Annotated in this window: 24 protein-coding genes and 2 tRNA genes; 8 read left to right on the top strand and 18 right to left on the bottom strand. The window is 65.6% G+C overall.

The genetic code is table 11. From position 1 onward, the window contains the following. Positions 1-168 precede the first annotated feature (168 nt). The 7 genes from CIT37_RS16545 to CIT37_RS16515 all read right to left on the bottom strand — a co-directional run bounded on the left by CIT37_RS16545 (position 169) and on the right by CIT37_RS16515 (position 6313). Positions 169-318: a hypothetical protein gene (locus tag CIT37_RS16545; protein WP_154694130.1), complete on the bottom strand. Its 150-nt coding sequence runs from the start codon at positions 316-318 to the stop codon at positions 169-171. 100 nt (positions 319-418) lie between these two features. Beyond that, entirely contained in the window at positions 419-1207 is a 789-nt protein-coding gene (locus tag CIT37_RS16540; RefSeq protein WP_028141062.1) for an ABC transporter permease, read from the bottom strand. Next, on the bottom strand, positions 1204-2067 hold the full coding sequence (locus tag CIT37_RS16535; RefSeq protein WP_038950492.1) for an ABC transporter permease: 864 nt from the start codon (positions 2065-2067) through the stop codon (positions 1204-1206). The genes CIT37_RS16540 and CIT37_RS16535 overlap by 4 nt, the downstream gene beginning before the upstream one ends. A gap of 18 nt (positions 2068-2085) precedes the next feature. Then, complete coding sequence (locus CIT37_RS16530; protein ID WP_028141064.1) at positions 2086-3132, bottom strand: ABC transporter substrate-binding protein; 1047 nt, start codon at positions 3130-3132, stop codon at positions 2086-2088. A 22-nt stretch (positions 3133-3154) separates the two neighbouring features. Then, a complete protein-coding gene (locus CIT37_RS16525) occupies positions 3155-4462 on the bottom strand; it encodes an NAD(P)/FAD-dependent oxidoreductase (RefSeq protein ID WP_038950494.1) in 1308 nt (435 codons plus the stop codon). A 16-nt stretch (positions 4463-4478) separates the two neighbouring features. Then, positions 4479-5195 carry an HAD family hydrolase gene (locus tag CIT37_RS16520; protein ID WP_028141066.1) on the bottom strand — a complete coding sequence of 239 codons (717 nt, stop codon included), beginning with the start codon at positions 5193-5195 and terminating at the stop codon, positions 4479-4481. A 35-nt stretch (positions 5196-5230) separates the two neighbouring features. After that, a complete protein-coding gene (locus tag CIT37_RS16515; protein ID WP_038950495.1) occupies positions 5231-6313 on the bottom strand; it encodes an ABC transporter ATP-binding protein in 1083 nt (360 codons plus the stop codon). Between the two features lie 213 nt (positions 6314-6526). On the opposite strand from CIT37_RS16515, the gene CIT37_RS16510 reads away from it, so the two are divergent. Beyond that, positions 6527-7465 (top strand): LysR family transcriptional regulator, encoded by a 939-nt coding sequence (locus CIT37_RS16510; protein WP_038950496.1) that lies wholly within the window; start codon positions 6527-6529, stop codon positions 7463-7465. 209 nt (positions 7466-7674) lie between these two features. Here the strand turns inward: CIT37_RS16510 and CIT37_RS16505 are convergent. Continuing rightward, a tRNA-Gly gene (locus CIT37_RS16505) sits at positions 7675-7748 on the bottom strand. Between the two features lie 328 nt (positions 7749-8076). After that, positions 8077-10482 (bottom strand): ATP-binding protein, encoded by a 2406-nt coding sequence (locus CIT37_RS16500; RefSeq protein WP_028141069.1) that lies wholly within the window; start codon positions 10480-10482, stop codon positions 8077-8079. A 346-nt stretch (positions 10483-10828) separates the two neighbouring features. Here CIT37_RS16500 and CIT37_RS16495 point away from each other — a divergent pair, with 346 nt between their 5' ends. Beyond that, entirely contained in the window at positions 10829-11542 is a 714-nt protein-coding gene (locus CIT37_RS16495) for a substrate-binding periplasmic protein (protein WP_028141070.1), read from the top strand. Positions 11543-11554: 12 nt separating this feature from the next. Here the strand turns inward: CIT37_RS16495 and CIT37_RS16490 are convergent, their stop codons facing one another. Next, a complete protein-coding gene (locus tag CIT37_RS16490; protein ID WP_028141071.1) occupies positions 11555-11758 on the bottom strand; it encodes a hypothetical protein in 204 nt (67 codons plus the stop codon). Between the two features lie 22 nt (positions 11759-11780). After that, positions 11781-11963, bottom strand: coding sequence for a hypothetical protein (locus CIT37_RS16485; RefSeq protein ID WP_038950498.1), 183 nt, complete (start codon positions 11961-11963; stop codon positions 11781-11783). 223 nt (positions 11964-12186) lie between these two features. Here CIT37_RS16485 and CIT37_RS16480 point away from each other — a divergent pair, with 223 nt between their 5' ends. Beyond that, positions 12187-12567 (top strand): YciI family protein, encoded by a 381-nt coding sequence (locus tag CIT37_RS16480; RefSeq protein WP_028141072.1) that lies wholly within the window; start codon positions 12187-12189, stop codon positions 12565-12567. Between the two features lie 4 nt (positions 12568-12571). On the opposite strand, the gene CIT37_RS16475 is transcribed toward CIT37_RS16480, so the two are convergent. Then, positions 12572-13162, bottom strand: coding sequence for a TMEM175 family protein (locus tag CIT37_RS16475; protein WP_095426205.1), 591 nt, complete (start codon positions 13160-13162; stop codon positions 12572-12574). A 127-nt stretch (positions 13163-13289) separates the two neighbouring features. Between CIT37_RS16475 and CIT37_RS16470 the strand changes: the two genes are divergently transcribed. After that, positions 13290-15347 carry an ATP-dependent helicase gene (locus CIT37_RS16470; RefSeq protein ID WP_095426204.1) on the top strand — a complete coding sequence of 686 codons (2058 nt, stop codon included), beginning with the start codon at positions 13290-13292 and terminating at the stop codon, positions 15345-15347. Positions 15348-15403: 56 nt separating this feature from the next. Further along, positions 15404-16384, top strand: a complete 981-nt coding sequence (locus CIT37_RS16465; RefSeq protein ID WP_095426203.1) for an NADPH:quinone oxidoreductase family protein — start codon at positions 15404-15406, stop codon at positions 16382-16384. A 41-nt stretch (positions 16385-16425) separates the two neighbouring features. Here CIT37_RS16465 and CIT37_RS16460 read toward each other — a convergent pair whose 3' ends face one another. The 3 genes from CIT37_RS16460 to CIT37_RS16450 are packed head-to-tail and all read right to left on the bottom strand — an operon-like array spanning position 16426 to position 19543. Then, positions 16426-17673 carry a metal-dependent hydrolase family protein gene (locus tag CIT37_RS16460; protein ID WP_095426202.1) on the bottom strand — a complete coding sequence of 416 codons (1248 nt, stop codon included), beginning with the start codon at positions 17671-17673 and terminating at the stop codon, positions 16426-16428. A 17-nt stretch (positions 17674-17690) separates the two neighbouring features. Further along, a complete protein-coding gene (locus CIT37_RS16455; RefSeq protein ID WP_095426201.1) occupies positions 17691-18188 on the bottom strand; it encodes a GAF domain-containing protein in 498 nt (165 codons plus the stop codon). Then, positions 18185-19543, bottom strand: a complete 1359-nt coding sequence (locus tag CIT37_RS16450; RefSeq protein WP_028141078.1) for an MFS transporter — start codon at positions 19541-19543, stop codon at positions 18185-18187. Before CIT37_RS16450 ends, CIT37_RS16455 begins: the two co-directional genes overlap by 4 nt. Positions 19544-19711: 168 nt before the next feature. Between CIT37_RS16450 and CIT37_RS16445 the strand changes: the two genes are divergently transcribed. Together CIT37_RS16445 and CIT37_RS16440 are read left to right on the top strand one after the other, a co-directional pair. Next, positions 19712-20578 (top strand): LysR family transcriptional regulator, encoded by an 867-nt coding sequence (locus tag CIT37_RS16445; RefSeq protein ID WP_240536446.1) that lies wholly within the window; start codon positions 19712-19714, stop codon positions 20576-20578. A gap of 150 nt (positions 20579-20728) precedes the next feature. Beyond that, entirely contained in the window at positions 20729-21760 is a 1032-nt protein-coding gene (locus CIT37_RS16440; protein ID WP_095426200.1) for an LLM class flavin-dependent oxidoreductase, read from the top strand. A 16-nt stretch (positions 21761-21776) separates the two neighbouring features. Here the strand turns inward: CIT37_RS16440 and rlmB are convergent, their stop codons facing one another. Then, a complete protein-coding gene (gene rlmB, locus CIT37_RS16435) occupies positions 21777-22604 on the bottom strand; it encodes a 23S rRNA (guanosine(2251)-2'-O)-methyltransferase RlmB (RefSeq protein ID WP_161966418.1) in 828 nt (275 codons plus the stop codon). A gap of 206 nt (positions 22605-22810) precedes the next feature. Here rlmB and CIT37_RS16430 point away from each other — a divergent pair. Next, positions 22811-22896, top strand: a tRNA-Tyr gene (locus CIT37_RS16430). Positions 22897-23097: 201 nt separating this feature from the next. Here CIT37_RS16430 and CIT37_RS16425 read toward each other — a convergent pair. Then, positions 23098-23583 carry a hypothetical protein gene (locus CIT37_RS16425; protein ID WP_095426198.1) on the bottom strand — a complete coding sequence of 162 codons (486 nt, stop codon included), beginning with the start codon at positions 23581-23583 and terminating at the stop codon, positions 23098-23100. A 43-nt stretch (positions 23584-23626) separates the two neighbouring features. Beyond that, positions 23627-24112, bottom strand: coding sequence for a hypothetical protein (locus CIT37_RS16420; RefSeq protein ID WP_038950509.1), 486 nt, complete (start codon positions 24110-24112; stop codon positions 23627-23629). Between the last annotated feature and the right edge of the window lie 171 nt (positions 24113-24283).

Genomic DNA, 24283 nt, shown 5'->3' with positions numbered 1-24283 from the left:
TTAGATGCGCGCCAGACCCAGCTTTTCGCGGACCTCGTCATCCTCGATCACCTGATCGAGGCGCACATTCTTGTCGGCCTCCTTGCCGGCTTCGAAATCTTCCGCGATCGTCTCGAGCGCCCGAAACGCCTCCCCGGCGCTCGGTGCCGCTTCGATGTGAGCAAGCGACTAACCGTTGACCGTGAGATCGGCCTCGCCCCAGGGCGTGGTGTCAATCTCCAGGCGGTCGCCGCCGGCATTTGCGATGAAGTGCTGGACGGTGGATTTGGAGGTCGGCAGCGTGAGATCCGGCGTCCAATCGATCGGCTTGTCGGTCATGTCATGGTTGTCCCGAAGTTGCGACCAACGAATAGACCATCCGGAGCGCGCGACATTGACCTGGATCAGGCCCGGTGCGGCCGGGCCGTCAGCGCAGGATTTATCCCACCTTCCTCTTCTGTCGCGTGGTTGCGAGCAATACCAGGAGGAACGAGGCCGCAGTCATCAGCGTCGATATCGCTCCAATCGTCGGGTCGATCTCGTCTCGAAGCGCGGTGAACATGCGCTTGGTCAGCGGCTGGTACTGGCCGCCGGAAATGAACAGCGCGACGATGGTCTCGTCCATTGCCGAGATGAAGGCAAAAATGCCGCCGGCGACCACGCTCGACTTGATCTGCGGCAGGGTCACCGCGAAGAAGCTGCGCAGCCGGTTCATGCCGAGGCTTCGCGCAACCATCTCCTGCGCCGGATCGAAGCTCTGCAGGCCCGCCAGCACCGATATGACGACATAAGGCAAGCCCAGCATGACATTGGCGAGCACGAGGCCGGGCATGGTCGCGACCAGGCCGACCTTGGCGTAGACGAAGAAGATGCCGACTGCGGTGATGATAATCGGCACCACCAGCGGCAGCAGCAGCGCCATATGAACGACGCGCATGATGCGCAGCTTGGACTGGCTGATGGCATAGGCGGCAGCCACCCCACACGGCGTTGCGATCACGACGGTGAAGAGCGCAACCGTCAGCGTCACGCGCGTTGCCTGCATCCAGGCCGGGTTTGTGAAATATTGCTGATACCAGCGCGTCGAGAACGACGGCGGCGGGAAGGTCAGGAAGCGCGCGCTGGAGAACGAGATCGGCGCGATGATGAGAACGGGCAGGATCAGATAGACCAGCACCAGCGCGCTGATCGCGTAGAGGGCAATCCGTGCGGGCGAGATGCGCATCATTTCTGCCCCAGCACGCGGTCGAGCGAGATGAAGCGGCTGACGACGAAGAAGATCGCGAGCACACTCATGAGCAGCACGACGGCGACGGCGCTGGCCGCACCGAACTGGTTGTAGAGCTCGACGTTGCGACTCACGAGCATCGATACCATCACGGTGCGGCCGCCGCCTAGCAGCTCCGGCGTGATATAGAAGCCGAGGCAGAGCACGAACACCATGGTGCAGCCGGCGAGCACGCCAGGCAGCGACAGCGGCAGGAACACGCGAAAGAATGTCAGCGACGGGCTCGCGCCGAGACTGGCGCCGGCTTGCATGAGATCGCCGGGGATCTTCTGCATCGTGGCATAGAGCGGCAGCACCATGAACGGCAGCAGGATGTGCACGGTCGCCACCACCGTACCAAAACTGTTGTGGACCAGCGCGAGTGGCTCGGAGATCACATCGAAATAGCGCAGGAATTGGTTGATCACACCGCTACGCTGGAGCAGCGCCAGCCAGGCATAGGCGCGGACCAGCACGCTGGTCCAGAACGGCAGCACGACCAGCGACAGGATCAGGATGCTCCAGGCCTTCGGCACCGAATTGGCGAGATAGGCCAAGGGATAGCCGAGCAGCAGAGCGATCAATGTGACCGCGAGGCTGATCTCGAAGGTCAGCGCGAAACTTCGCCAGTAGATGTCTTCGGTGAAGACTCGCCGGTAGTTCTCCAGCGTGAAGCCGTCATGGTAGATCGACTGCCAGGCCAGCCAGCCGACCGGCAGCACGATCAAGAGCAAAATCACGAGCAGCGCCGGCGACACCAGCGCCAGCATCAGCCCGTGCTCACGGCGCTGATGCTTTTGCGAAGGATCGGACACTGTCATCGTCAACGCTGCCTCGTCTCACTTCTGCATGAACGATGCCCAGCGCTTCTCGGCGGCTTCGCCGGCCGGCGATGACCACCAGGCGTAGGACATCAGCGCCTGCTTGGCCGCGTTCGCCGGCTCGCTCGGCAATTGCGCGGCACGTTCGGACTTGATCACGTTGGTTTCAAACGCCTTCGGATTGCCGGGGCCGTAGTCGATGTGGAGCGGCAGATTGGCCTGGTGCACGGGATCGACGGCCTCGTTGAGGAATTTCAACGCGGTGTCGAGATTCGGCGCGCCCTTGAGAATGCAGAGCGAGGTGCTCTGAAGGACGCCCTGATTGTAGGTGAAGGCAACCTTGGCGCCTTCCTTGGCGACCGCGCTGACTCGGCCGTTCCAGGCCATCTCCATGTCGACCTCGCCGTCGTTGAGCAGTTGCGCCGACTGCGCACCCGAAGTCCACCACACCGTAATGTGCGGCTTGATCTCCTCGAGCTTCTTGAAGGCGCGATCGACGTCGAGCGGATAGAGCTTGTCCGGCGCGACACCGTCAGCCATCAATGCGGCCTCAAGCGTGGCGAACGGGTGGTTGCGCAGGGCGCGGCGGCCGGGGAATTTCTTCACGTCCCAGAAATCTGCCCAGCTGTTCGGCGCGTCCTTCGGGAACGTCTTCTGGCTGTAGGACAGCACGCTGGAATAGAACTCGTAGGAGATCGAATAGGGACTGCGATAGGCTTCCGGCATCGCCGCGCCGTTGGGAATCTTCGAGAAGTCGAGCTTCTCGATCAGCCCCTGCTCGCCGCCACGCAGGCAGTTGCCGGTGGGCGTGTCGACGACATCCCAGATCGGCCTGCCGCTGCCGACCTGGGTTTTGATCGCGGGCCAGGCGTCGGGAATCGAGTCCTGGTTGATGGTGATGCCGAGCTTCTTGGCGGTGGGATCCAGGATCGCCACCGTCTGCGCCTGCTGGTAGGCGCCGCCTTGCGAGACGAAGGTGATTTGGTCGGCGGCATCGGCCGCACCGGCAAATCCGATTGCGCCGAGCAGCGCGCAGCCCAGTCCAAACTTCTGCTTCATCGTCATCCTCGCCTCCTCCAAAAGAATCTCACTGACCGATCGCATCGAGAAACTGATACCAGCCGGCGACCATGCGCACCGCGGGCTCGCGCAGCGGATAGAACGGAATGGGCCTCATGCCCCTGACATCGAGCAGCCCGACATCGGGGCTCTCGCCGCGCACGAGGGCTGCGAGATAGCGGCCCATCAGGCTCGACATCGCAACGCCCGCGCCATTGTAGCCCAGCGAGACCAGCGTGCGGTCGTCGATCCGGCCGATATGGGGCACCGAGTCCAGCGTCATCGCGACGAGGCCAGACCATTTGTATGCGAGCGGGACCTCGGCCAAATCCGGAAAGATTCCGACCATCGCCTTGCGCAGCGCGTCGAAGGCGGCTTGCGAGTCCTGCTTGCCGAAGGCGCCGCGGCCGCCGAAGATCACGCGGTTATCGACCATGCGGAACCAGCGCATCATGCGCTTGGTCTCGGTGTAGGTCCGCCCCGTCGGCATCAGCTTTCCAGCGAGATTGCGCGGCAGCTGTTCGGTCGCAACCATGGCGCTGCGGAACGGGATCAACGTGCGCTGCATATGTGCGGTGGCGCCAGTCAGATCGGAATAGCTGTTGGTGGCGATGATCGCCTGTTTGGCACGCACGGCGCCTTGCGGCGTCTCGGCGACAATACCGTTCTTCTCGCGCCGCAGCTTGACGACCGGGGATTCCTGGAAGATCGGAACACCACGGCGCGCCACGCCGTCGGCGAGGCCCCGCAGATAATTCAGCGGATGGATGCCGCCAGAGCCGGGATTGAGCACGCCGCCGACAAAGATGTCGGAGCCGGTCTCTTCGCGCACTTCGCGCTTGTTGAGGATGCGGACCTCGGCAGAACCCATCTCACGCGTCATCCAATTGGCCTCGTCGATCGCGGCCTTCAGCGTCGTCTGGTTATGCGCGGCCTTGACCTGTCCGGTGCGCGTCAGGTTCGCACTGGTGATGCCGAATTCGGACACCAGCTCCTCGACCATGTCGGTCGATTCATGCGCGATCTCGTACATGCGCTTCGCCATGGCGCGGCCATGCGCGGCATCGATCTCGCGGAACGACAGACGAAACTTTGCGGTGATCACGCCTCCGTTGCGTCCGCTGGCGCCCCAACCGGGGCGGTTGGCTTCGAGCACGATTGGCGATGCGCTGTCCTTGGCGATGTGGTGCGCGGCGGACAGGCCGGTGTAGCCCGCGCCGATGATCACCACATCCGCCTGGTGTTCGTCCGACAGCACGGGAAAGTCGCGTGCCGGCTCCGCGGTGGCTTCCCACAGCGAGTTGACCGATGGCAATGCGCTCCAGTCGCGTGTCATGCCGGCGCTCACGGATTTACGCCGCCGGCCCGATGGCGGCGTCGGCCAGTGCCTTCAAGGTCGGGAAATGGAAGTCCGGCTTGGTCAGCGTCTCCACCGCCGGCGTGCCGCCGAAACCAGCGACGCCCTGGCGGCGCTCGATCCAGCACACCTTGTAGCCGAGTTTCCGCGCGATCCCGATGTCGTGGTACTGGCTCTGGGCGACGTGCAGAATGTCGGACTGCTTGTAGCCGAACGCCGACTGACGCCCCCTGTTGTAGGCGAAGAATTCCGGATTGGGCTTTGCCACGCCGGTGTCGTCGGCACAGACGGTGTCGTCGAAGGGATCGCCGAGCGCGTGCGCGTAGGCGGACAGCGCGACACGGTCGGCATTGGTCATTGCGACCAGGCGGAATTTCGTGCGCAGGCGCTTAAGCGCCTCGGCCGAATCCGCGAACGGCCCCCAGCGTAGCACCGAGAGCTGGAAGGTGTCGCACGACGCGTCGTCGGACGGCAGTCCGACCTCCTTGGCCAGATGGCGGTAGACGTGGAACATCGCCTCGCTGGAGCGCTCGTAGTGCTTGTCGCGGCCGCGCTTGTAGGGCTCGAATATCTGCTCGTCGCTGAGCTCGGCCGGCGTCTTGCCCGAGATCTTGCGCACCGCTGCGAGCACGCCGGCCTCGAAATCGATCAAGGTGCCGACGACGTCGAAGGTGAGGACCTTGAAATTGCTGAACGCGGCTTGGGTCGACATATCGGTTTCTTCTTTCGGTTGGACAAGGCTTGAGTTCAGTCCTTCATCTTCGGCACGACGATGGTGTCCTGGGGATGAAGGGTGACGGTGAGGCTGCCGCCGAGCGGCGGGATGCGGCTGTAGGCCTGATGATAGCTCGGCTGGCGCAAGCTGAGCGCGATGCCGTCAGCGAGCGCCAGGAAGATGCGCAGGCTCTCGCCCTGATAGACGATATCGGTGACCGTGCCGGTGAGCCGGTTGCAGGCGGCATCCTGTGCGCCATCGTCGATCAGCAGCTTTTCGCTGTGCACGGCCAGCATCAGCGCATCGCCGTCGGGGATGGCGCGGGCGCTACGCAGCAGCGCGTTGCCGAGCGCGACGCTGGTGGCATCGACACGGCGCACCGACAGCATCGTGGCTTCACCGATGAAGCTCGCGACGAAGGAATCGGCGGGATGGTCGTGCAGCCGCGCGGGCTCGTCGATCTGGACCAGCCTGCCGTCCTTCATTACCGCGACACGGTCGCTCATGGTCAGCGCCTCGCGCTGGTCGTGGGTGACGTAGATGATGGTGGCGCCGATTCGCCGGTGCAGCGCGCGCAGTTCGATCTGCATGGATTCGCGCAGCTGCTTGTCGAGCGCGGAGAGCGGCTCGTCCATCAGGATCAGCCGCGGCTCGAAGATCATGGCGCGGGCGAGCGCGACGCGCTGGCGTTGGCCGCCGGAGAGCTGCGCGATGCCGCGCTCATCGTAGCCGGCGAGGCCGACCATCGCGAGCGCCGCGCGCACCTTGTCGGGCCAGCTTGCCTTCGGCAAGCGACGTGCACGCAAGGGAAAGGCGACATTCTCGCCGACGCTCATGTGCGGGAACAGCGCATAGTTCTGGAAGACGACGCCGATGTCGCGCTTGTGCGGCGGCATGTAAGTGACGTCGCGACCGCCGAACAGGATGGTGCCAGTCGTAGGCAGGATGAAGCCGCCCAAGATGCCAAGCAGCGTGGTTTTGCCGGAACCGGAGGGACCGAGAAGCGAGACGAACTCGCCGGCGCCGACATTGAGGGAGACGTCGTCGAGAGCGCGAACGGCGCCGTACGCCTTGCTCGCGGACCGGATCTCGACGCTTTCCGCTCGTCTGTCCAACGATCGCCCTCGCCTCGTTCCCTGTCATGACGTGCCTCACTGCGCGCCATAAGCCTGCTTTATAGACAGCATCCCGGAGCAATCGCGGGTACAGCGTGCGCCGCACCAAAACTGTCTCCCGAACACCCTGCCTTTAGGCTGTGATACGAATGACACCAGACTTGGCAAAACTCGGCAATTGCCAAATTCTCACTGCGCCCATAACATGACGTTATGCCCGAGCTGCGCAGGATGCTGCCCTCAAGTAACGCCCTGTTCGTCTTTGACGCAGCAGCGCGCAATGGCAGCTTCACGGCGGCTGCCGCCGAACTCAACGTCACGCAGCCGGCGGTAAGCCGGATGCTCGGACAATTCGAGGAGCATCTCGGCGTTCGCCTGTTCGACCGCAAGGCGGGCCGCGCGGTGCTCACCGAGGAAGGCGAGCAGCTCTATCGCCGCGTGCTCGAAGGCTTTCGCAGCATCGAGAGCGGCCTCGTCGAGATCGAGCGGCGCCGCAAGGGCACCGAGACCGTGACGCTGTCGGTCTCCTCTGCCTTTACCACGCACTGGCTGATGCCGCGCATCGACAAACTCCAGAAGCAGTTTCCCCAGGTCGATCTGCGCTTCCAGCTGATCTCCGGCGCATTACGCGGGCCGGTGGAGAACGTCGATCTCGGCATGCGCTTCCGCGATCGCGACGAGCCGTCGTCCGGCGGCACGCTGGTGATGAAGGAAGCGATGCTGCCGATGTGCAGCCCGACCTATCTCGGCGCGACCGATCCCACCGAGGGCAACACCATCATCCGCCTCGCCGAGACGCCGGGCGACTGGGCCGCGGATTACGCATCACTGCTCACCGGTCGTCGCGGTGCGGCCAAGGGGCTCAGCTTCACCGATTATGCCGTCGTGATGCAGGCCGCCCTGCTCGGCCAAGGCATCGCGCTCGGCTGGCTGACGGTCGCCTCGCATTGGCTCCTGACAGGCGCGCTGGTGCCGGCCTCCGATACACTCACCACCACGCGCCGTCTCTGCGAGTTCCTGCCGCCACGCAACCGGCCCATGCGGCCCATTGCCGCCGAGATCCGGGATTGGATCATCGCGCAAATGCGGATCGAGCTGGCTGCAATCGATCGGCAATATCCACGACTTGGCTTGATGCCTGCGTGCTACTGAGCTTTCAGGTGGATTTGCCTTCCTGACCGTCGGCTCGCCCGAGCGAATGAGCCGGCTGGCTCAGGTCGCTGTCCAAAGGTACGAACAAGCAGGCAACCGTCAGCTCCTATCGCAAAGCTCCGGCCATCTGGCGATCGACGTCAGCAAGCAGGCTTCAACTTTTCTGCGATCCACAATGAGCCCTCATTTCAAGCGGAGGGCTTGGGCGTTGGAGCGGGTGAAGGGAATCGAACCCTCGTATTCAGCTTGGAAGGCTGCTGCTCTACCATTGAGCTACACCCGCGTTACGGGCTCCCTAACACGGCCGGGCGGCGGTCTCAACTGTTCAGGAGGTCGCTTTCCGGCCGTCCTGAGCCTTGCGAATCGCGCCCGGTTCCTTCCGACCCGCCGCCTCTTAACAGCGGCGGCAATGCCGCCTATATTGAAATCTTCCGAAACCAACGAAAGGAGGTGATCCAGTGTCTCTTACCAAGCGCTGTCACCTCGCTGGGATCGCCCGCTAAGCTTTGAACAAGGCTTGGCATCGGGGCGCTCTCAGCCCTGGACCAGCGAGCAAGAAATCGGGCGCGACGGGGCTTCCCCGCCGCGCCTTTTTCGTCCGCCGGCGCCGCTCAGTCCGGCGGCTCGCCCGCAAGCACCTCGCGTATCTTCTGCGACAGCTCCGACTTCCGATAGGGCTTCCTGAGCAGCGCCACACCGGGATCGAGATGTCCTCCGTGGACGATGGCATCGTCGGTGTAGCCGGAGGTATAGAGCACCCTTGCTCCCGGCCGCCGGAGCCGGATCGCGTCGGCCAATTCCCGCCCGTTCATGCCGCCGGGCATGATGATGTCCGTGAACAGCAGATCGAATTTGGCGCCCTGGTCGACCAGCGCCAGTGCGGAGGCGCCGTCGCCTGCCACCAGCGTGCGATAGCCGAGGCTGCCGAGCCGGGCGATGACATAGCCCTGCACCAGCGGATCGTCCTCGACCACGAGGATCGTTTCGTGCCCGCGTGCCGTGTCGAGCGCCTGGACCGGCGCGGTCCTGGCCGGCGCCTCGCCCTTCGACCGCGGCAGGAACAGCCGCATCACCGTGCCGCGCCCCTCCTCGCTCTCGACCGCGACGGTGCCGCCGGTCTGCTTGGCAAAGCCGTAGACCATGCTGAGCCCGAGGCCGGTGCCGCGGCCGACGCCCTTGGTGGTGAAGAACGGCTCGAACACGTGCTCGCGGATGTCGGCGGGGATGCCGTGGCCGGTGTCGGCGACCGCGACCATCACGAAGGCGCCGCGCATGGCATCGCCGTCGCCCGCAGCGTCGGTGTCGTCGAGCTCGCGGTTCGCGGTCTCGATCGTGAGCTTGCCCCCGCCCGGCATCGCGTCGCGCGCGTTGACGGCGAGGTTGACGATCGCGGAGGAGAGCTGCGATGGATCGGCCATCGCGGACCACGCATCGTCGGCGAGCCGGGTCACGATCTCGATATGGGCGCCGAGGATCGGCCTCAGCAGTTTAGCGGTCTCGATCACGAGGGCGTTGACGTCGATCTCGCGCGGCTCCAGCGGCTGGCGGCGCGCGAAGGTCAGGAGCTGCGAGGTGATCTCCGCGCCGCGCGCGGCCGCATCGTCGATCAGCTGCGCGATCGCGGCGAATTCGGGCTTGTCCGCAAGCCCCTCCTGGATGATCTCGATGGTGCCGGTGATGACCGTGAGCACATTGTTGAAGTCGTGCGCGACGCCGCCGGTGAGCTGGCCGATCGCATCCATCTTCTGGGATTGGCGCAGCCGCTCCTCGGTCTCGTGCTGCTCGGTGAGATCGGTCGCGGAGCCGCGATAACCCATGAAGCTTCCGTCGGCAGCGAAGACCGGCTGGCCGTTGACGCTGAAATGATGCATCCGCCCCGTGGTGTCGCGGCCGCGATATTCGAACTTCCGGAACGGCTCATGGCGGTCCAGCATCGCCATGTGCGCGCGCCATTTCTCGGGCTCGGCGTCGCAGCCGGACGCGGCATCGGTGCGGCGCTTGCCGATCAGCGCCTTGTTGTCCATGCTGAAGGCACCGGCCCGGTCGGAAATGTAGGTGAACCGATGGTCCGGTCCGGTCTCCCAGAACCAGTCGGACGCGGTCTCGGCATAGTCGCGGAAACGCTCTTCACTCGCACGCGCGTCCTCTTCGGCGCGCCGGCGGACCTTGAGGTCGCGCTCGAGATTTGCATTGGCCTCGCGCAGCTCGCCATAGGCCCGCTGGAGGTTCGCGCACATCGCGTTGAAGGCGTCGATGACCTTGTCCAGCTCGTCGGCATCGTAGGGCGGCCGGCGCTCCAGGCGCAAAGGCGGCGGCGGCCGCGCAAGGCTGTATTTGCTGACGAAGTCTGCGATGGCGACCAGATGCCGCGTCACCAGCAGATGGAACATGTAGATGATGAACAGCGAGACGAGGAACGTCTTGGCCGCCTGGCTTGCCAGGATCACCAGCGCGCGGTTCAGCAGATGCTGGTAGACGTCGGTCAGCGTCGCCTCGACATGGAGCACGCCGATCTCGCGTGCGGTCCCCTGCACATTGGTGTTCAGCGGATAGTCGCGCGTCACGACCGAGCGGGTGCTCGGCTCGCCGATGGCGAGACGGATCGGATTGGGACGGTCGTCAACCTCGCGCACCTCGGCGGCGCGGATGTCGGGCAGCCGCAGGATACCGTCGAGCTGGAGCTTGAGCTGGTTCTGGTCGAGATTCCACAGGCTCTCGCCGAGACTGCCGGTGGTGCTGCGGCCGATCTCGTCGAGCCTGGTCTCGATGAGGCCGACCTCGCGATCATAATCGAGATAGAGCTGGAGCGCAGTCAACGTCAGCGTCACGACCGAAGAGAACAGCAGCACGGCGGCGAGCAGGCGCGGCCCGACGCCGCTGCGCGACCAGTTGAAGAGCCGGGACAGCAGCGCGGCGAACATCGAAGGCGCGAGCGCGGTGCCGATCAAATCCTGCTTCGCAGCCGCCGGTGCAACGGCGCGGCCGCGATTGGAGTCCTCGTCACCAGCCTTGGCCATGCACCACATCCCCGGAAACGGCGGCACGCTGCGGCCGAGCGGTCGCAGCCTCGAGCATTTCGATCGTCGAGACTTCCCCTTCCCGCGATGCGCGCGGCGATCCCGTCGGCCGATTTCCTGTCAACCCCTGGGCGGCTTGAGGTCGGCGGGGTCATATCTTGCGTCCGCTAGCAGGATTGTCGCGCAAACTACCACTTCGCGTGGTAGAATGACATCGGTGAAAGTCCGGACGTCGCCTGCACCTCGGGCGGGGCAGTGACCTCTATGGCCACGCGCAGGCGCCGTCTCCGGTAGATCGGCGGACATCGGAATCCAGCGGTAGCTTCGGGCAACGAGGAGGCGCGTCATGTGGCGGATTATCGTCGCCTGCCTGTCACTGCTTGCAAGCGGTCCATCGCCGGCGCAGGAGGTCATCCGGCTGGCGCGCATCGCAGACATCCCCGATCAATATGTCGGCGGCGAGATGTTGCGGGCCGTTTACGCCAGGCTGAACATCAGGCTGGAGTTCGAGGACGTCCCCGGCAAGCGCGCGCTCGCGCTGTCGAGCGCCGGCGCGGTCGACGGCGAGATCCAGCGCATCGGATCGCTCTCGCGCGACTACCCGACGCTGGTCCAGGTCACGCCGGCGATCAACTATATCGAGCCGGCGGTGTTTGCGACGAAATTCCGGTTCGACGTCGCCGGCTGGGACTCGATCAGGGACTACAGCATCGGCATCGTCCGCGGCGTCGGCTCCTCGGAGGCCGGCACGCGCGGCATGGCCCGCGTCACGGCGACCACTGGCCTCGACAACATGGTCAGGATGCTCGATGCCGATCGTTTCGACGTGATGGTCACCGACCTCTTCAGCGGGCTCGCCGCGGTGCGCAAACTCAATCTGCAGGCCAGGATCCACCCGCTCTCGCCGCCGCTCGAGCGCATCCACATCTACCATTACCTGCACGAACGCCATCGCGATCTCGTGCCGAAGGTAGGCAAGGCGATCGCCCAGATGGAGGCGAGCGGCGAATTGGCGGCGCTGCGCGAGGCCCTGGTCAAGCAGGTCTTGAACGCCCCGTAACGGGCCGCCGGCTCAGCCCGTGCGAAGCCTCTCGCGCAAGGCGACGGCGGCGATCAGCATGCCGACGCACCAGGCCACGACGGCGCGGTGGGGCTCCCCGCCGAGCAGCACCGTGAAGATGCTCGTCAGCAGGCACGGCACGATGACCTTGCCCGTCCGGCTCGTCAGTGCGAGCAGGAACGGCATCGCCGCGATCGATATTTGCAGGACGTCCATATGGGACATCGGGCGCGAGGCTTCAGAAGCCGCAAACACCGAGCGCGCGCGGCCGCTTGCCGCGCCGGCTTTCGACGATGCGCTCGCCGCCATTCTCGGCCGAGCTGCCGTAATAGCGGTGATGGCCGCTTTGGTCGTGCAGATCGGCCGTCTGAGATTGTCCGGCGCGACGTGCGTCGCAGATGATCTTGATGTGACCCGACATTGCCGCCTCCAGCAGAAATCTTGTTGTTGTGGTCATCAGTCGCGACCACTTCCGGCGGCGTTCACACGGCAATGCCGCAATCGGGTTTCAGGACGGTTTCGTCGCGGCCCGGCCACGCAATATCTTATGCTTGAATTTATGCTTGAATTTATTTTGGGGATTGTCGGCATCGCCTGCGGTGCTACGTCCTCTGGGATCGGTGCAGAAAAACAACGAGGTGACGATGCTTTACGCCATCCTGGCCTACCACGTGGAAGACGAGATCCTGTCCTGGACGCCTGAGCAGGACGCCGCGGTCGTGGCCAAGGTCATCGAGGTTCAGGCCCCCTTGCGGGCCAGCGGGCAGTTCGGGCCGGCCGCCCGTCTGGATGAGACCCGAAAGGCCCGCACCTTGCGTGGCCCCGGCGCGGGCATGGTGCTGGACGGCCCGTTCGCGGAGACCAAGGAGCAGCTTCTGGGCTTCCACCTGATGGAATGCGCCAGCGAGGAGGAGGCGATCGCGGCGGCACGGAAACTGCGTGCGGTCAACCCGACGGCGGTCTACGAAATCCGCCCGGTCAAGCTTTACGTGCCGGCCGATGGGTTCGGCGCGACGTCCGGGTGAGGCCTCACGCGCCCGGCCCGGCCCGCGCACCGTAGAAGCGCTGGATCGCGAGCCCGCCGAAGGCGATGAACCAGACGAAGGGCGCGATATGCGGGGCGAACGCCGCCACGATCGTGCCCGGGATGAACACCAGGAGCGGAAACAGCGAGGCCATGATCTCCTGGCGCCAGCCGCCGAGGATCGTCCACCACAGCCAGGCATTGAGGCCGGCGATCGCGATCAGGTGCAAGCCATAGAGCACTGCCACCGCACTGCTCATGCCGTAATTGGTGTAGAGGCCGTTGGTGACAGGCAGCAGCACGATCGAGAGCAGGAAGAACAGGTTGAGGATCACGGCGCCGCGGCTGCCGACCGGCTGGCGCGCCAGCCGCCGGTGATGGCTGATCCAGAACACGCCGGCGATGATGAAGCTGAGTGCGAAGCCGGCGAGCTTGCCGGAATAGACATGGGCAAGATCGCTCCAGTCGGGCGCGCTGGTGAACACCGCGGCCTTGGGCAGGTCGTAGGCCAAAAGCGTCATGGCGACACCGAAAATGGTGTTGCTGAGCGATTCCAGCCGCCGCATCTCGAACTGGTCGGATTTGAGCTCGGTCATGCCGGGTGCGCTTTTCGGACTGGAACCTGGGGGCGTCTTTCCCCCTAAATCCTAAACCCGGTCCCGTCCAGCCGCATTGCGATTCGCGACGGGATCGCCGACTCTCGCCCTTTCACCGGGGCGATTCGTGGCGACATATCTGGACACGCTCAATGCGGAGCAGCGCCGCGCCGTCGAGCATGGCGTGGCCGATGGCGCGACCGTGGGCGCTCCCCTGCTGGTGATTGCCGGCGCCGGCTCCGGCAAGACCAACACGCTGGCCCATCGCGTCGCGCATCTGATCGTCGCCGGCGCCGATCCGCGCCGCATCCTGTTGATGACGTTCTCCCGCCGCGCGGCGGCCGAAATGGCCGGCCGGGTCGAGCGCATCGCCCGCAAGGTGCTGGGCGAGAACAACGCCGCGATCATGCGCGATGCGCTCAGCTGGGCCGGCACCTTCCATGGCATCGGCGCGCGTCTGCTCCGCGAATATGCCGAACGGATCGGCGTCGATCCCGCCTTCACCATCCACGACCGCGAGGATTCCGCCGACCTGATGAACCTGGTCCGGCACGAGCGCGGCCTGTCGAAGACCGAGAGCCGCTTCCCCGCCAAGGGCACGTGCCTGTCGATCTACTCGCGCTGCGTCAACGCCGAGATGGAGATCGAGAAGGTGCTGGGGGTGCACTATCCCTGGTGCGCCGGCTGGGCCGCCGAGCTGAAGGGCCTGTTCGCGGCCTATGTCGAGGCCAAGCAGGCCCAGCACGTGCTCGATTACGACGATTTGTTGCTGTATTGGTCGCAGATGATGAGCGATGCGCTGATCGCCGAGGAGATCGGCGGCCGCTTCGATCACGTGCTGGTCGACGAATACCAGGACACCAACCGCCTGCAATCCTCAATCCTCCTGGCGCTCAAGCCCGACGGACGCGGGCTCACCGTGGTCGGCGACGACGCCCAGTCGATCTATTCGTTCCGCGCCGCCACCGTGCGCAACATCCTGGATTTCCCGCAGAGCTTCTCGCCCCGCGCCGAAATGATCACGCTCGACCGCAACTATCGCTCGACGCAGACCGTGCTGGCTGCGGCCAACGGCGTCATCGGGCTCGCGCGCGAGCGCTTCACCAAGAATCTCTGGACCGACCGCGCCGCCTCGCACAAGCCGCAGCTCGTCACCGTGCACAACGAGGCCGACCAGGCGCGCTACATCGTCGAAGAGGTGCTGGCGAACCGCGAGCAAGGCGCGCTGCTCAAGCACCAGGCGGCGCTGTTCCGGACGTCCTCGCATTCCGGCCCGCTCGAGATCGAGCTGACCCGTCGCAACATTCCGTTCGTCAAGTTCGGCGGGCTGAAATTCCTCGACGCCGCACATGTCAAGGACGTGCTGGCGCTGCTGCGCTTTGCCGAGAACCCGCGCGACCGCGTCGCCGGTTTCCGCATTTTGCATCTGTTGCCGGGCGTCGGCCCCGCGACCGCGCAGCGCGTGCTCGACCACATGGCGGAAAGCACCGATCCGCTCGCCGCACTCGGCCAGCTCCCGGTGCCCGCGCGCACCGGCGCCGACTGGACCGACTTCGTCCGCACCACCCAGAATTTGCGCTATTCGGAATGGCCGGTCGATCTCGAACGCGTGCGACTCTGGTACGAGCCGCATCTCGATCGCCTCCACGAGGATTCCGAGACGCGCCGCGCCGATCTGATGCAGCTCGAGCAGATCGCCAGCGGCTATGCCTCTCGCGAGAAATTTTTGACCGAGCTCACGCTCGACCCGCCGGACGCGACCAGCGACAAATCCGGCCCGCCCTTGCGCGACGAGGACTATCTGATCCTGTCCACCATCCACTCCGCCAAGGGCCAGGAATGGAAATCGGTGTTCGTGCTCAACGTCGTCGACGGCTGCATGCCGTCCGATCTCGGCGCCGGCACCAGCGCCGAGCTCGAGGAGGAGCGCCGCCTGCTCTATGTCGCGATGACCCGCGCCAAGGACGATCTACACCTCGTCGTTCCCCAGCGCTTCTTCGTCCACGCCCAGCAAGCCAAGGGCGACCGCCACGTCTATGCCTCGCGCACCCGCTTCATTCCGGAGCAGCTGGTCTATCTGTTCGAGCGCACCGCCTGGCCGAAGGCTGCAAGCGGCGCCGCCCGCACCGCGGCGCAGGGGCCGAAGATCGACATCGGGGCGCGGATGCGCGGGATGTGGCGGTAGACGCAAGAGGCTCGTGTCGGGACCTGTCAGGATAACCGGAACAACAGAGGTCCGACATGAAAGCCGTCGTCGTCGAGCAATACGCACCGATCGATCAGATCGAACTGAAGGACGTCCCGCCGCCGTCCATGGAACCGGGACAATTGCGCATCCGCGTGGAAGCTGCCGGGATCGGCTTCGTCGACGGCTTGAAGATCGAGGGACGCTATCAGACCAAAGATCCCCTGCCCTTCATTCCCGGGACGGAGTTCGCGGGCGTGGTGACGGACGCGCCCGGCGCACCCGGCGGCTATCAGCCCGGCATGCGCGTGATGGGGATGACGCGATCGGGCGCGCTTGCCGAGGAGATCGTCGTCAGACCCGAAGCGCTCCATCCCCTGCCCGACGGCGTCGCGGCCGAAGTCGCCGCCTCGTTTCGCGCCAATTATCTGACCGCGCTCTATGCGCTAAGCGCACGCGCCTCGCTCTGCGCAGGCGAACAGCTTCTGGTGCTGGGCGCAGCTGGCGGCACCGGAATTGCGGCAGTCCAGATCGGCAAGCTGCTTGGCGCCCGTGTGATCGCAGCAGCATCGACACCGGACAAGCGCGCGTTCGCGCTGGCGCACGGCGCCGACGCTGTGATCGACTACACGCAGGCGGGCTGGCGCGACACACTGAAGGAATTGACGGGAGGACACGGCGCTGACGTGATCTTCGACCCCGTCGGCGGCGAGATCTCGGTGCAGGCCTTTCGCTCCATCGCCTGGCGCGGCCGTCATCTCGTGGTCGGTTTTGCCGCCGGCGCGATCCCCGCACTGCCGTTCAACCTGCCCCTGCTGAAGGGCGGCGCCCTGCTCGGTGTCGACCTCGCACAGATCCCGTTGCGCGAGCCCGACGTGCAGAAACGCCTGATGTTGCAGTTGACGGGCTGGCTTGCCGACGGCCAGCTGAAGCCTGTGGTCGGTCGCGTCTTCGCGCTGGGCGATTTCCGGGAAGCGTTCAGGACCATGCAAACGCGCGGGGCGCTCGGCAAGATGGTCGTGCGCATCTCGACATAGGACGCACGAGCGGCGCGAGGGCGTCCGTGACGCGGCGGCAGCTACGTGTTCAGCCTGTCGAACTGGACCTTGCCCGCCTTCATCACCAGTGGAATATGCTCGCCCTGGCCGAGCAGGCAGGCGACGTCGCGCAGCGGATTGCCGTCGACCACCAGCAGGTCCGCGATCGACTCGGGCACGATGCGGCCGAGCTTGCCCTCCATGCCGAGCACCTCGGCGCCGATTACCGTGGCGCTGGCGATCACCGCGCGCGGACCGAGAATCTCGGCGCGAATGCGGAATTCGTCGCTCTGGAGGCGCTGCGACGGCCCGAGCAGATCGCTGCCGAACCCCATCTTCACGCCGGCGTCGCGATAGATCGCGAGCGAACGCAGGCCGGCGTCGCGGACATCGGCGATCTTGGCGACGCTCTCGGGCGGCAGGCCATATTGCGCGCCTTCATTGGCCAGCGCCTCGTAGGTGACGAGCGTCGGCACCACATAGGCGCCCTTCTCGGCCATCAGGCGCGCGGTCTGGGCATCGACCAGATTGCCGTGCTCGATGGTGCGCACGCCGCAGCGAACCGCGCGCTCGATCGCGGCAGCGGTATAGGCGTGGGCGAGCACATAGGTCTGGCGCCCGCGCGCCTCCTCGACGATGGCGCGGATCTCGTCCTCGGAGTAGCCGAAGGCGCCAACCGGATCGGTCGGTGACGCGACGCCGCCGGACGCCATGATCTTGATCTGGTCGGCGCCCATCTGCAGCTCCTCGCGCGCCGCCTTGCGCACGCCGTCGACGCCGTCGGCAACGCGCGCCAGCGCGCCGACGCGCACGCAGCAGGGGCACGGTGCGTCGCTGGCGAGGTAATCCGAACGTGCCCGCATGTCGCCATGCCCGCCGGTCTGGCTCAGCGCGCGGCCGGAGACGAAGAGCCGCGGGCCGTCGGTGAGACCGGTCTCGATCGCCTGCTTCAGCGCATGGCCGGCGCCGCCGGCGTCGCGAACGGTGGTGAAGCCACGCCGAAGCATGCCGCGCAGCAGCAGCGTCGAGCGCAGCGTCACCAGCACGTTCGGCATGTGCACCTGCTGCGACAGATTGAGCTCGACCGCCACCGCATGGACATGCAGGTCGATCAGGCCGGGCATCAGCGTCTTGCCGTTGAGGTCGATGGTGCGGTCGACTGAAGCCTGGAGCGGCCGGTCCGAGACCTCCCTGACCACATTGTCCTCGACCAGCACGTGATGGCCCTCCAGCAAATCCGGCTGAAGCGGATCAAGCAGAGCGGCGTTTTTGAAGAGGGTGCTGGGCATGGTCGTTTCCTGTCTGGTCAGGACTGTGTGAGCAGCGCGGGCAATGCGAGCTGGGCAAATGGAAGACACGCGGTGGCATCGTCCGCGCCGTACCAGCCCGCTTCATGGAGCAGGTTGAGCGAGCCGAGCGTGCGCCCGCGCCAGCGCACGGGCATGTTGAGCACGCTCTCGCAGCCGAGTGAAGCGATCAGCTCGTGATCGGCGAACACATTGCGCAGATCATCGAGAGTGCGGCCGATATAGGCCTCGCCGCGGTCGAGCACGGCCTCGGTCCAGGGGCCCGGCGCCAGCCGCTTGCGGCCGCCCGTCGGGTAAGGCCCGGGGAGATTGGAATAGATCCGCGCCGCTTCGCCCGTATCGTCGTCATAGGTCAGGATCGTGAACAGCTTGTGCCCGATCGCCGATTTCAAGGCTTGGTCCATCGCCGAGAACAGCGCCTCCGGCTGATCCGCCCTGCCCTGCGCCGCCGCCACGGCGTTGAGCAGCGGATCGGGCGGGCGCGTCGTTGCCCTCATGCGACTTCGCCCGCCGCAATGTCTTCCAGCGAACGGCCGCGCGTCGGCACGCCCATCACCACGACGGTGAGCGCACCGATCAGCAGAACGCTGGTGGTGATCCCGAACACGCCGGCAAAGCCGAAATTGGGATAGAGGTAGCCGACCAGGATCGGCGAGACGATCGCGCCGATGCGGCCGATCGCCGAGGCAAGGCCGGCGCCGGTGGTCCGCACCGGCGTCGGGAACACCTCCGCCGTATAGGCATAGACGCCGGCATAGGTGCCGTTCATGAAGAACGACAGCAGGATCCCCGCGACCATGATGTGCTGGTCGCTCTGCGCGAAAGCGAGTCCGAGCGCGCTGATACCGCCGAGCACCATGTAGGACGCAATGGTCGCCTGCCGGCCGATGCGCTCGTTGAAATACGCGGCGCTGAAATAGCCGGGGATCTGCGCGCAATAGATCGCGAGCGAATAGGCGAAGCTCTTGGTGATGCTCATGCCGTTCTGGACCAGGAGGCCGGGAATCCAGACGAAGAAGGAATAATAGCTGAAGGTGATCGCAAGCCACATGATCCAGGTCATGACGGTGATGCGCGCCTGCCGGGGCGCCAGAAGCGCCGCGAAATTGGCAAGCAACGTTCCCCCGGCGACGGGCGGGCTGACCGCGTCGACGACCGGCTGCGGCAGCACATGCCCCTGGCGCGCGAAGCCGGCTTCGATCCTGTCCAGCACCGCTTCGGCTTCCTTCGCCCTGCCCCGGCTTTCCAGCCAGCGCGGCGATTCCGGCAGCGCCCGGCGCCACCAGAGCAGCATGACGACCGGCACCGCGGTGATCACCAGCACGATGCGCCAGCCGTTCTCATAGGCGGGAACGATGAAGTAGCCGAGCAAGGCCGCCGCGACGAAGCCGAAGGAGAAGAACCCGGCCAGCGCGCCGGTGAAGCTGCCGCGGAAGCGCCGCGCCACGAACTCGGCGAGATAAGGCGCGATGATCGCGCTCTCGGCGCCGGTGCCCATGCCCGCGACAACGCGGGCGGCGAAGAAGGATGGCCAGCTGTCCACGGCGGCGCTGACGATCGATGCGGCACAATAGAGCGCCAGCGCCGACATCATCACCGCGCGGCGTCCGATCAGGTCGCCGAGCGTGCCCGCCAGCAACGCGCCGAACAGGAAGCCGATATAGGTGCTGCTGCCGAGCACGCCGATCTGCACGCTCGTCAGATTCCAGGCGGTGCGCAGCACCGGCAGGATGAACGCCAGAACGGCGGCGTCCATCGCGTCGAACATGTAGCCGAGCCCGCCCATCAACAACAGATGCGTGTGGAAGCGTGCGAATGGCAGGCGCTCGATGCGCGCCGAGATCATCGACATGTAAGTCCCCTCTGTCCGGCGGCCCGGCATCCGCAAGTCCCTGGGGGAACCATAGACAAAGAGATATTATCGTCATAATTTATAATCGTGATCCCATACATCACCACGGTGAATGTTCTGTCGTTTCGATCGCTCGACCTCAACCTGCTGAAGGTCTTCGAAGCCCTGATGACCGAGGGCAGCGTGACGCGCGCCGCCAACGCACTGCTGATGACGCAGCCGGCGGTCAGCAACGCGCTGGCGCGGCTGCGCGACGCGCTCGGCGATCCCCTGTTCGTCAGGTCCGGCACCGGCATCCGTCCGACCCAGCGCGCCGTGGTGCTGTGGGAGCCGATCGGCGAGGCACTCGAAACCGTCCGCGGCGCGCTCGACGAGCAGGTGTTCGATCCGCGCCGCGCGCAGACCGAGTTCAGCCTGTCGATGTCGGATTACGTCGCCTCGCTGGTGATGCCGAATCTCCTCGGCCATTTCGGCAAGGTCGCGCCCAAGGCGCGCGTGCACACCGTCCCCAACACCATTCTGGAGATCGCCGATCAGCTCGAAGACAATCGCGTCGATTGCGTGCTCAGCGTCTATGTCAACGAGGCGCAGCAGCCGGCCGCCATCCGCTCGCGCTCGCTGTGGACGGTCGACTATGCCTGCTTCATGCGGCGCGGCCATCCGCTCGCCGCCCAGAAGCGGCTCAGCACGCGCAGCTTCCTCGGCGCAGGCCATGTCGACGTCAGCCTCGCCGGCAAGACCCTGCCGTCCTACGACCTCTTCCTCGCTTCGCGCGGGCTGTCGCGCAATCTGGTCGCGACCGTCAATCACTACAGCGCCGCTTACGAGGTGGTGCGCCAGTCCGACCTGATCGCGGTGCTGCCGAGCGATCTGCGCTCGCAATCCCGGCACGCGCCGTTCCTGCACGCCATGCCGCTGCCGCTCAAGGCGCCGCCGCGCATCGTCAGCCTGTTCTGGCACCAGCGCAACGACACCGTGCCGGCGCAGCGCTGGCTGCGCGAGACCCTGGTCGAGATGTTCACCAGGTCCGACTGAGCGTACGGGCGCGGGCCTGGCACGATCCAAAGAGGAAACGGTGGGTTTCTCAAAGCAGCATTGTTGCACCGGCCGCCGCGGCCTAGCTCCATCGCAGACGATTCCCTCCCACAGCGACAAGCGCAAGCTGCGCCCGCAGAGACCTCACCGATGACCGCATCGCTTCAATTCGGACTGGATACTTTTGGCGACGTCACCGGGGATGCCGCAGGCGCCATGCTTCCGCACGCGCAGGTGATCCGCAACGTCGTCGACGAAGCGGTGCTGGCCGACGAACTCGGCCTCGACTTCATCGGCCTCGGCGAACACCACCGCGCCGATTTTGCGATCTCCTCGCCGGAGACCGTGCTCGCCGCGATCGCATCGCGGACCAAGCGCATCCATCTCGGCTCGGCCGTAACGGTGCTGTCTTCGGACGATCCCATCCGCGTCTTCCAGCGCTTTGCCACGCTGGACGCGCTCTCCAACGGACGCGCCGAGGTGATCCTCGGCCGCGGCTCGTTCACTGAATCCTTTCCGTTGTTCGGTTTCGACCTGCGCAAATACGAAGAGCTGTTCGAGGAGAAGCTGGACCTGTTTGCTGCCCTGCTGGCGCAGAAGCCGGTGAGCTGGGAGGGCAAGCTGCGTCCGCCGCTGCGGGATCAGCTGGTCTATCCCCCGGTCGAGGACGGCCGGCTTAAAACCTGGATCGGCGTCGGCGGCAGCCCGCAATCGGTGGTGCGCGCTGCGCATTACGACCTGCCTTTGATGCTCGCGATCATCGGCGGCGATCCCGCGCGCTTTGCGCCGTTCGTCGATCTCCATCACCGCGCCGCCAAGGAGTTCGGCCGCCCCGCGCAGCCGATCGGCGTGCACTCGCCCGGCTATGTCGCCGAGACGGATGAAGAGGCGCGCGAGGAGCTATGGCCCGACTACAAGGCCATGCGCGACCGCATCGGCAAGGAACGCGGCTGGCCGCCGATGGGCCGCGACGAGTTCGCGAGCGAGGTCGAGCACGGCTCGCTCTATGCCGGCTCGCCGGAAACGGTGGCGCGCAAGATCGCCAGGACGGCGAAGACGCTCGGCATTGCGCGGTTTCAGCTGAAGTACTCGGCGGGTCCCTTGCCGCATCAGAAGCTGATGAAGAGCATCGAGCTTTATGGGCGCAAGGTGGTGCCGATGGTGCGGGAGATGATGGGGTAGCGGCTTGAGGCCCCGCCTACTTCATCAGCCCGAGCCGGCTCGCGCCGACATAGAGCGAGAGCACGGCGGCGTTGGAGACGTTGAGGCTCTTGATCTCGCCGGGCATGTCGAGCCGCGCCACGACGCTGCAGGTCTCGCGGGTCAATTGCCGCAGGCCCTTGCCTTCGGCCCCTAACACCAGCGCGAGCGGCTCGCGCAGCGCGACGTCGCTGAGATCCGCGCTGCCTTCGCTGTCCAGCCCGACGGTCTGGAAGCCGATTTCATTCAGCGTGGTCAGGGCGCGCGCGAGGTTCTGCACGGTCACAACAGGCACCAGTTCCAGCGCGCCGGAGGCGGCCTTGGCGAGCACGCCGGTGGCTTCCGGGCTGTGGCGGGCAGTGGTGACGATCGCCTTCACCGCGAACGCTGCGGCAGAGCGCAGGATCGCGCCGACATTGTGCGGGTCGGTGATCTGGTCGAGCACCAGCACCATGCCTTCCTGCTTCAAGGTCTCGATATCAGGCGAAGGCAGAGGATCGGCTTCCGCAAGCAGGCCCTGATGCACGGCATCGGGCGAGAGCAGACGGTCGATCTCCTGGGGCCGGACGATCTCGGGCGTGACGCGGGTCTCGATATTCTCGTCCGCAAGTCGCTTCGCAGCGTTCTCGGTCAGCGTCAGCTTGCGGATCCGTCGCTCCGGGTTGGCCAGCGCCATGGTGACGGTGTGCCAGCCATAGAGGATGACCGGCCCGTCGGCGTGCGAATCGCGGTCGCGCCAGGCCGGCCGGCCGGCCGATTTCCCGGGTCTGTTGAAGGGCTTAGCCCCGCCGCGGGGGCCCCTGGGGGTGAATTTTCGATCCTTCATGGGCTCGCTTGTGTCACGGGTGCCGGAATATGGCAATTTGGGTGGCTTCGAAGGCGATTTTAGCTGTTCGCCTCGGTTGACTTTGCCCCACCGGATCGCCCATAACCGCGCCCGGTCGCGCCCCCATCCGGGCTGTCGCGGCCTTCACGTTCCATGGCCGTCTTCGGTCGCCGGCAAGGTCCGGCCCGATTGTGCTGCCGTCGAGCGGGGGAGTGTCCCGAGTGGCAAAGGGAGCTGACTGTAAATCAGCCGCCTCATGGCTTCGCAGGTTCGAGTCCTGCCTCCCCCACCAGCCTTCGCTCGCTTCGCGAGCTTCGGCTTGGCAAGCCAATCCAGATCATCATTCAGCGAAGCGAGCGAAGGCTGCCACGCCGTAGCCGTCAGGCGTAGGCGGGCTATCGACCTGATTGATCGCGCCCGCACATAATCAGAAAAGCAAAACGCCCGTCCGCATCGTGCGAACGGGCGTCTCGTCAGCTCAACCGATCGGGGATCAGTAATAGCGGCGCAGCACGCGGTGACCGCCATAGTACGGCGCCGGCGCGTGACGGTGGGCGTAGCCGTAGCGCGGACCATGGCCGTAGTGCACGCGCGGCAGATAGCCGTAGCGCGGGCCGTAGCCGTAGCGGTACGGACGGTAGTACGGGCGGTGATAGGGAGCCACGGCGGCGCGATAGCCGTAGCCGTAATTGGCGGGCGCGACGACCGCGTCTTCACGATAGGTCGGATACGGCGCGAAGGCGCCCGGGCCGGTATAGGTCGGGCCCTGGTTGACGTGATAATACTGCGTGGCCGGCTCGGCGAGACGCTCATAGGCGCCATAGCCATAGCCATAGCCGTAGCCGCCGCAACCGGTGTTGCAGCCGGAATAGACCGGCGCGACCGGCTGGCACGGGTTGAAGCCGCACGCCGCGGCGGGTGCCGTGGCGACGAACATCACGGCAGCCGCCGCAACCAGTCCCGAAATCATTTGACGCATTACTCTCTCCTGTTGATTTCTGTTTGTTGGATTTTGACGTTTCTTAACCCGGCGGTTTGCCGGGGACCTGGACATGCGGCCGCGGTCGCGGTGGCCGCGGACGATCGTTGATTTCAGGCGCGAGGATCACCGGCGGCGGATCGACGGGCACGTCCATCTGCGGCGGCAGCGGCGCCGATTGCGCGCCCCAGCTCTGGTGATAGCTCTCGGCGGGCTTCGGCAATTTTCGGTTCGCGGGCGGCTCGACCTCGAGCCGGCCGTAACCGGGCCGCAGGCCCAGCGTCGGATAATAATGGCCGACGTCGGCAGGCTGCCGCTCGGCGACATAGCGCCCGCCATAGATCGTGGGCTGCACCTGCTGGTTCTTGCCCAGGCCCCAGACACCCTCGACCACGGCATAGGACGCGTCGATGTTGTTGATGATGATCGGCACGCCGGGCCGGCCGGGCACGACGATATCGAAGCCGCTGCCGGCAAACGCCGTCGCGGGCAGTCCGATCAGAAAGGCAGCGAGCGCCACAATGCGCATGAGGGGGACCCCGGTTATGCGGCGGCAACCTATCCGATCGCGGCGCAGAGAGGGTTAAGGCCCGCTCACCAAATTCCGGTAAGCCTAATGTGTAAGGATTGCGGGCCGCTCAAATGCCGCAAAGCGAATGAGCGAAGCGTTAACGGCGTGTGACTTCGCCGCACGGAACCG

This window comes from Bradyrhizobium ottawaense, assembly GCF_002278135.3.
GTDB lineage: Bacteria > Pseudomonadota > Alphaproteobacteria > Rhizobiales > Xanthobacteraceae > Bradyrhizobium > Bradyrhizobium ottawaense.
Note: the sequence above shows the minus strand (reverse complement) of the source record. Positions and strands in the feature narration are given on the sequence as shown.

Excerpts from the sequence above, each read along its gene's own strand:
- rlmB (WP_161966418.1), bottom strand. The coding sequence starts at position 22,604 with ATGAAGGATCGAAAATTCACCCCCAGGGGCCCCCGCGGCGGGGCTAAG.
- CIT37_RS16445 (WP_240536446.1), top strand. The coding sequence starts at position 19,712 with ATGACCGAGGGCAGCGTGACGCGCGCCGCCAACGCACTGCTGATGACG.
- CIT37_RS16475 (WP_095426205.1), bottom strand. The coding sequence starts at position 13,162 with ATGACCGAGCTCAAATCCGACCAGTTCGAGATGCGGCGGCTGGAATCG.
- CIT37_RS16485 (WP_038950498.1), bottom strand. The coding sequence starts at position 11,963 with ATGTCGGGTCACATCAAGATCATCTGCGACGCACGTCGCGCCGGACAA.
- CIT37_RS16520 (WP_028141066.1), bottom strand. The coding sequence starts at position 5,195 with ATGTCGACCCAAGCCGCGTTCAGCAATTTCAAGGTCCTCACCTTCGAC.
- CIT37_RS16490 (WP_028141071.1), bottom strand. The coding sequence starts at position 11,758 with ATGGACGTCCTGCAAATATCGATCGCGGCGATGCCGTTCCTGCTCGCA.
- CIT37_RS16465 (WP_095426203.1), top strand. The coding sequence starts at position 15,404 with ATGAAAGCCGTCGTCGTCGAGCAATACGCACCGATCGATCAGATCGAA.
- CIT37_RS16545 (WP_154694130.1), bottom strand. The coding sequence starts at position 318 with ATGACCGACAAGCCGATCGATTGGACGCCGGATCTCACGCTGCCGACC.
- CIT37_RS16540 (WP_028141062.1), bottom strand. The coding sequence starts at position 1,207 with ATGATGCGCATCTCGCCCGCACGGATTGCCCTCTACGCGATCAGCGCG.
- CIT37_RS16455 (WP_095426201.1), bottom strand. The coding sequence starts at position 18,188 with ATGAGGGCAACGACGCGCCCGCCCGATCCGCTGCTCAACGCCGTGGCG.
- CIT37_RS16535 (WP_038950492.1), bottom strand. The coding sequence starts at position 2,067 with ATGACAGTGTCCGATCCTTCGCAAAAGCATCAGCGCCGTGAGCACGGG.
- CIT37_RS16530 (WP_028141064.1), bottom strand. The coding sequence starts at position 3,132 with ATGACGATGAAGCAGAAGTTTGGACTGGGCTGCGCGCTGCTCGGCGCA.
- CIT37_RS16460 (WP_095426202.1), bottom strand. The coding sequence starts at position 17,673 with ATGCCCAGCACCCTCTTCAAAAACGCCGCTCTGCTTGATCCGCTTCAG.
- CIT37_RS16480 (WP_028141072.1), top strand. The coding sequence starts at position 12,187 with ATGCTTTACGCCATCCTGGCCTACCACGTGGAAGACGAGATCCTGTCC.
- CIT37_RS16440 (WP_095426200.1), top strand. The coding sequence starts at position 20,729 with ATGACCGCATCGCTTCAATTCGGACTGGATACTTTTGGCGACGTCACC.
- CIT37_RS16450 (WP_028141078.1), bottom strand. The coding sequence starts at position 19,543 with ATGTCGATGATCTCGGCGCGCATCGAGCGCCTGCCATTCGCACGCTTC.
- CIT37_RS16420 (WP_038950509.1), bottom strand. The coding sequence starts at position 24,112 with ATGCGCATTGTGGCGCTCGCTGCCTTTCTGATCGGACTGCCCGCGACG.
- CIT37_RS16500 (WP_028141069.1), bottom strand. The coding sequence starts at position 10,482 with ATGGCCAAGGCTGGTGACGAGGACTCCAATCGCGGCCGCGCCGTTGCA.
- CIT37_RS16425 (WP_095426198.1), bottom strand. The coding sequence starts at position 23,583 with ATGCGTCAAATGATTTCGGGACTGGTTGCGGCGGCTGCCGTGATGTTC.
- CIT37_RS16495 (WP_028141070.1), top strand. The coding sequence starts at position 10,829 with ATGTGGCGGATTATCGTCGCCTGCCTGTCACTGCTTGCAAGCGGTCCA.
- CIT37_RS16525 (WP_038950494.1), bottom strand. The coding sequence starts at position 4,462 with ATGACACGCGACTGGAGCGCATTGCCATCGGTCAACTCGCTGTGGGAA.
- CIT37_RS16510 (WP_038950496.1), top strand. The coding sequence starts at position 6,527 with ATGCCCGAGCTGCGCAGGATGCTGCCCTCAAGTAACGCCCTGTTCGTC.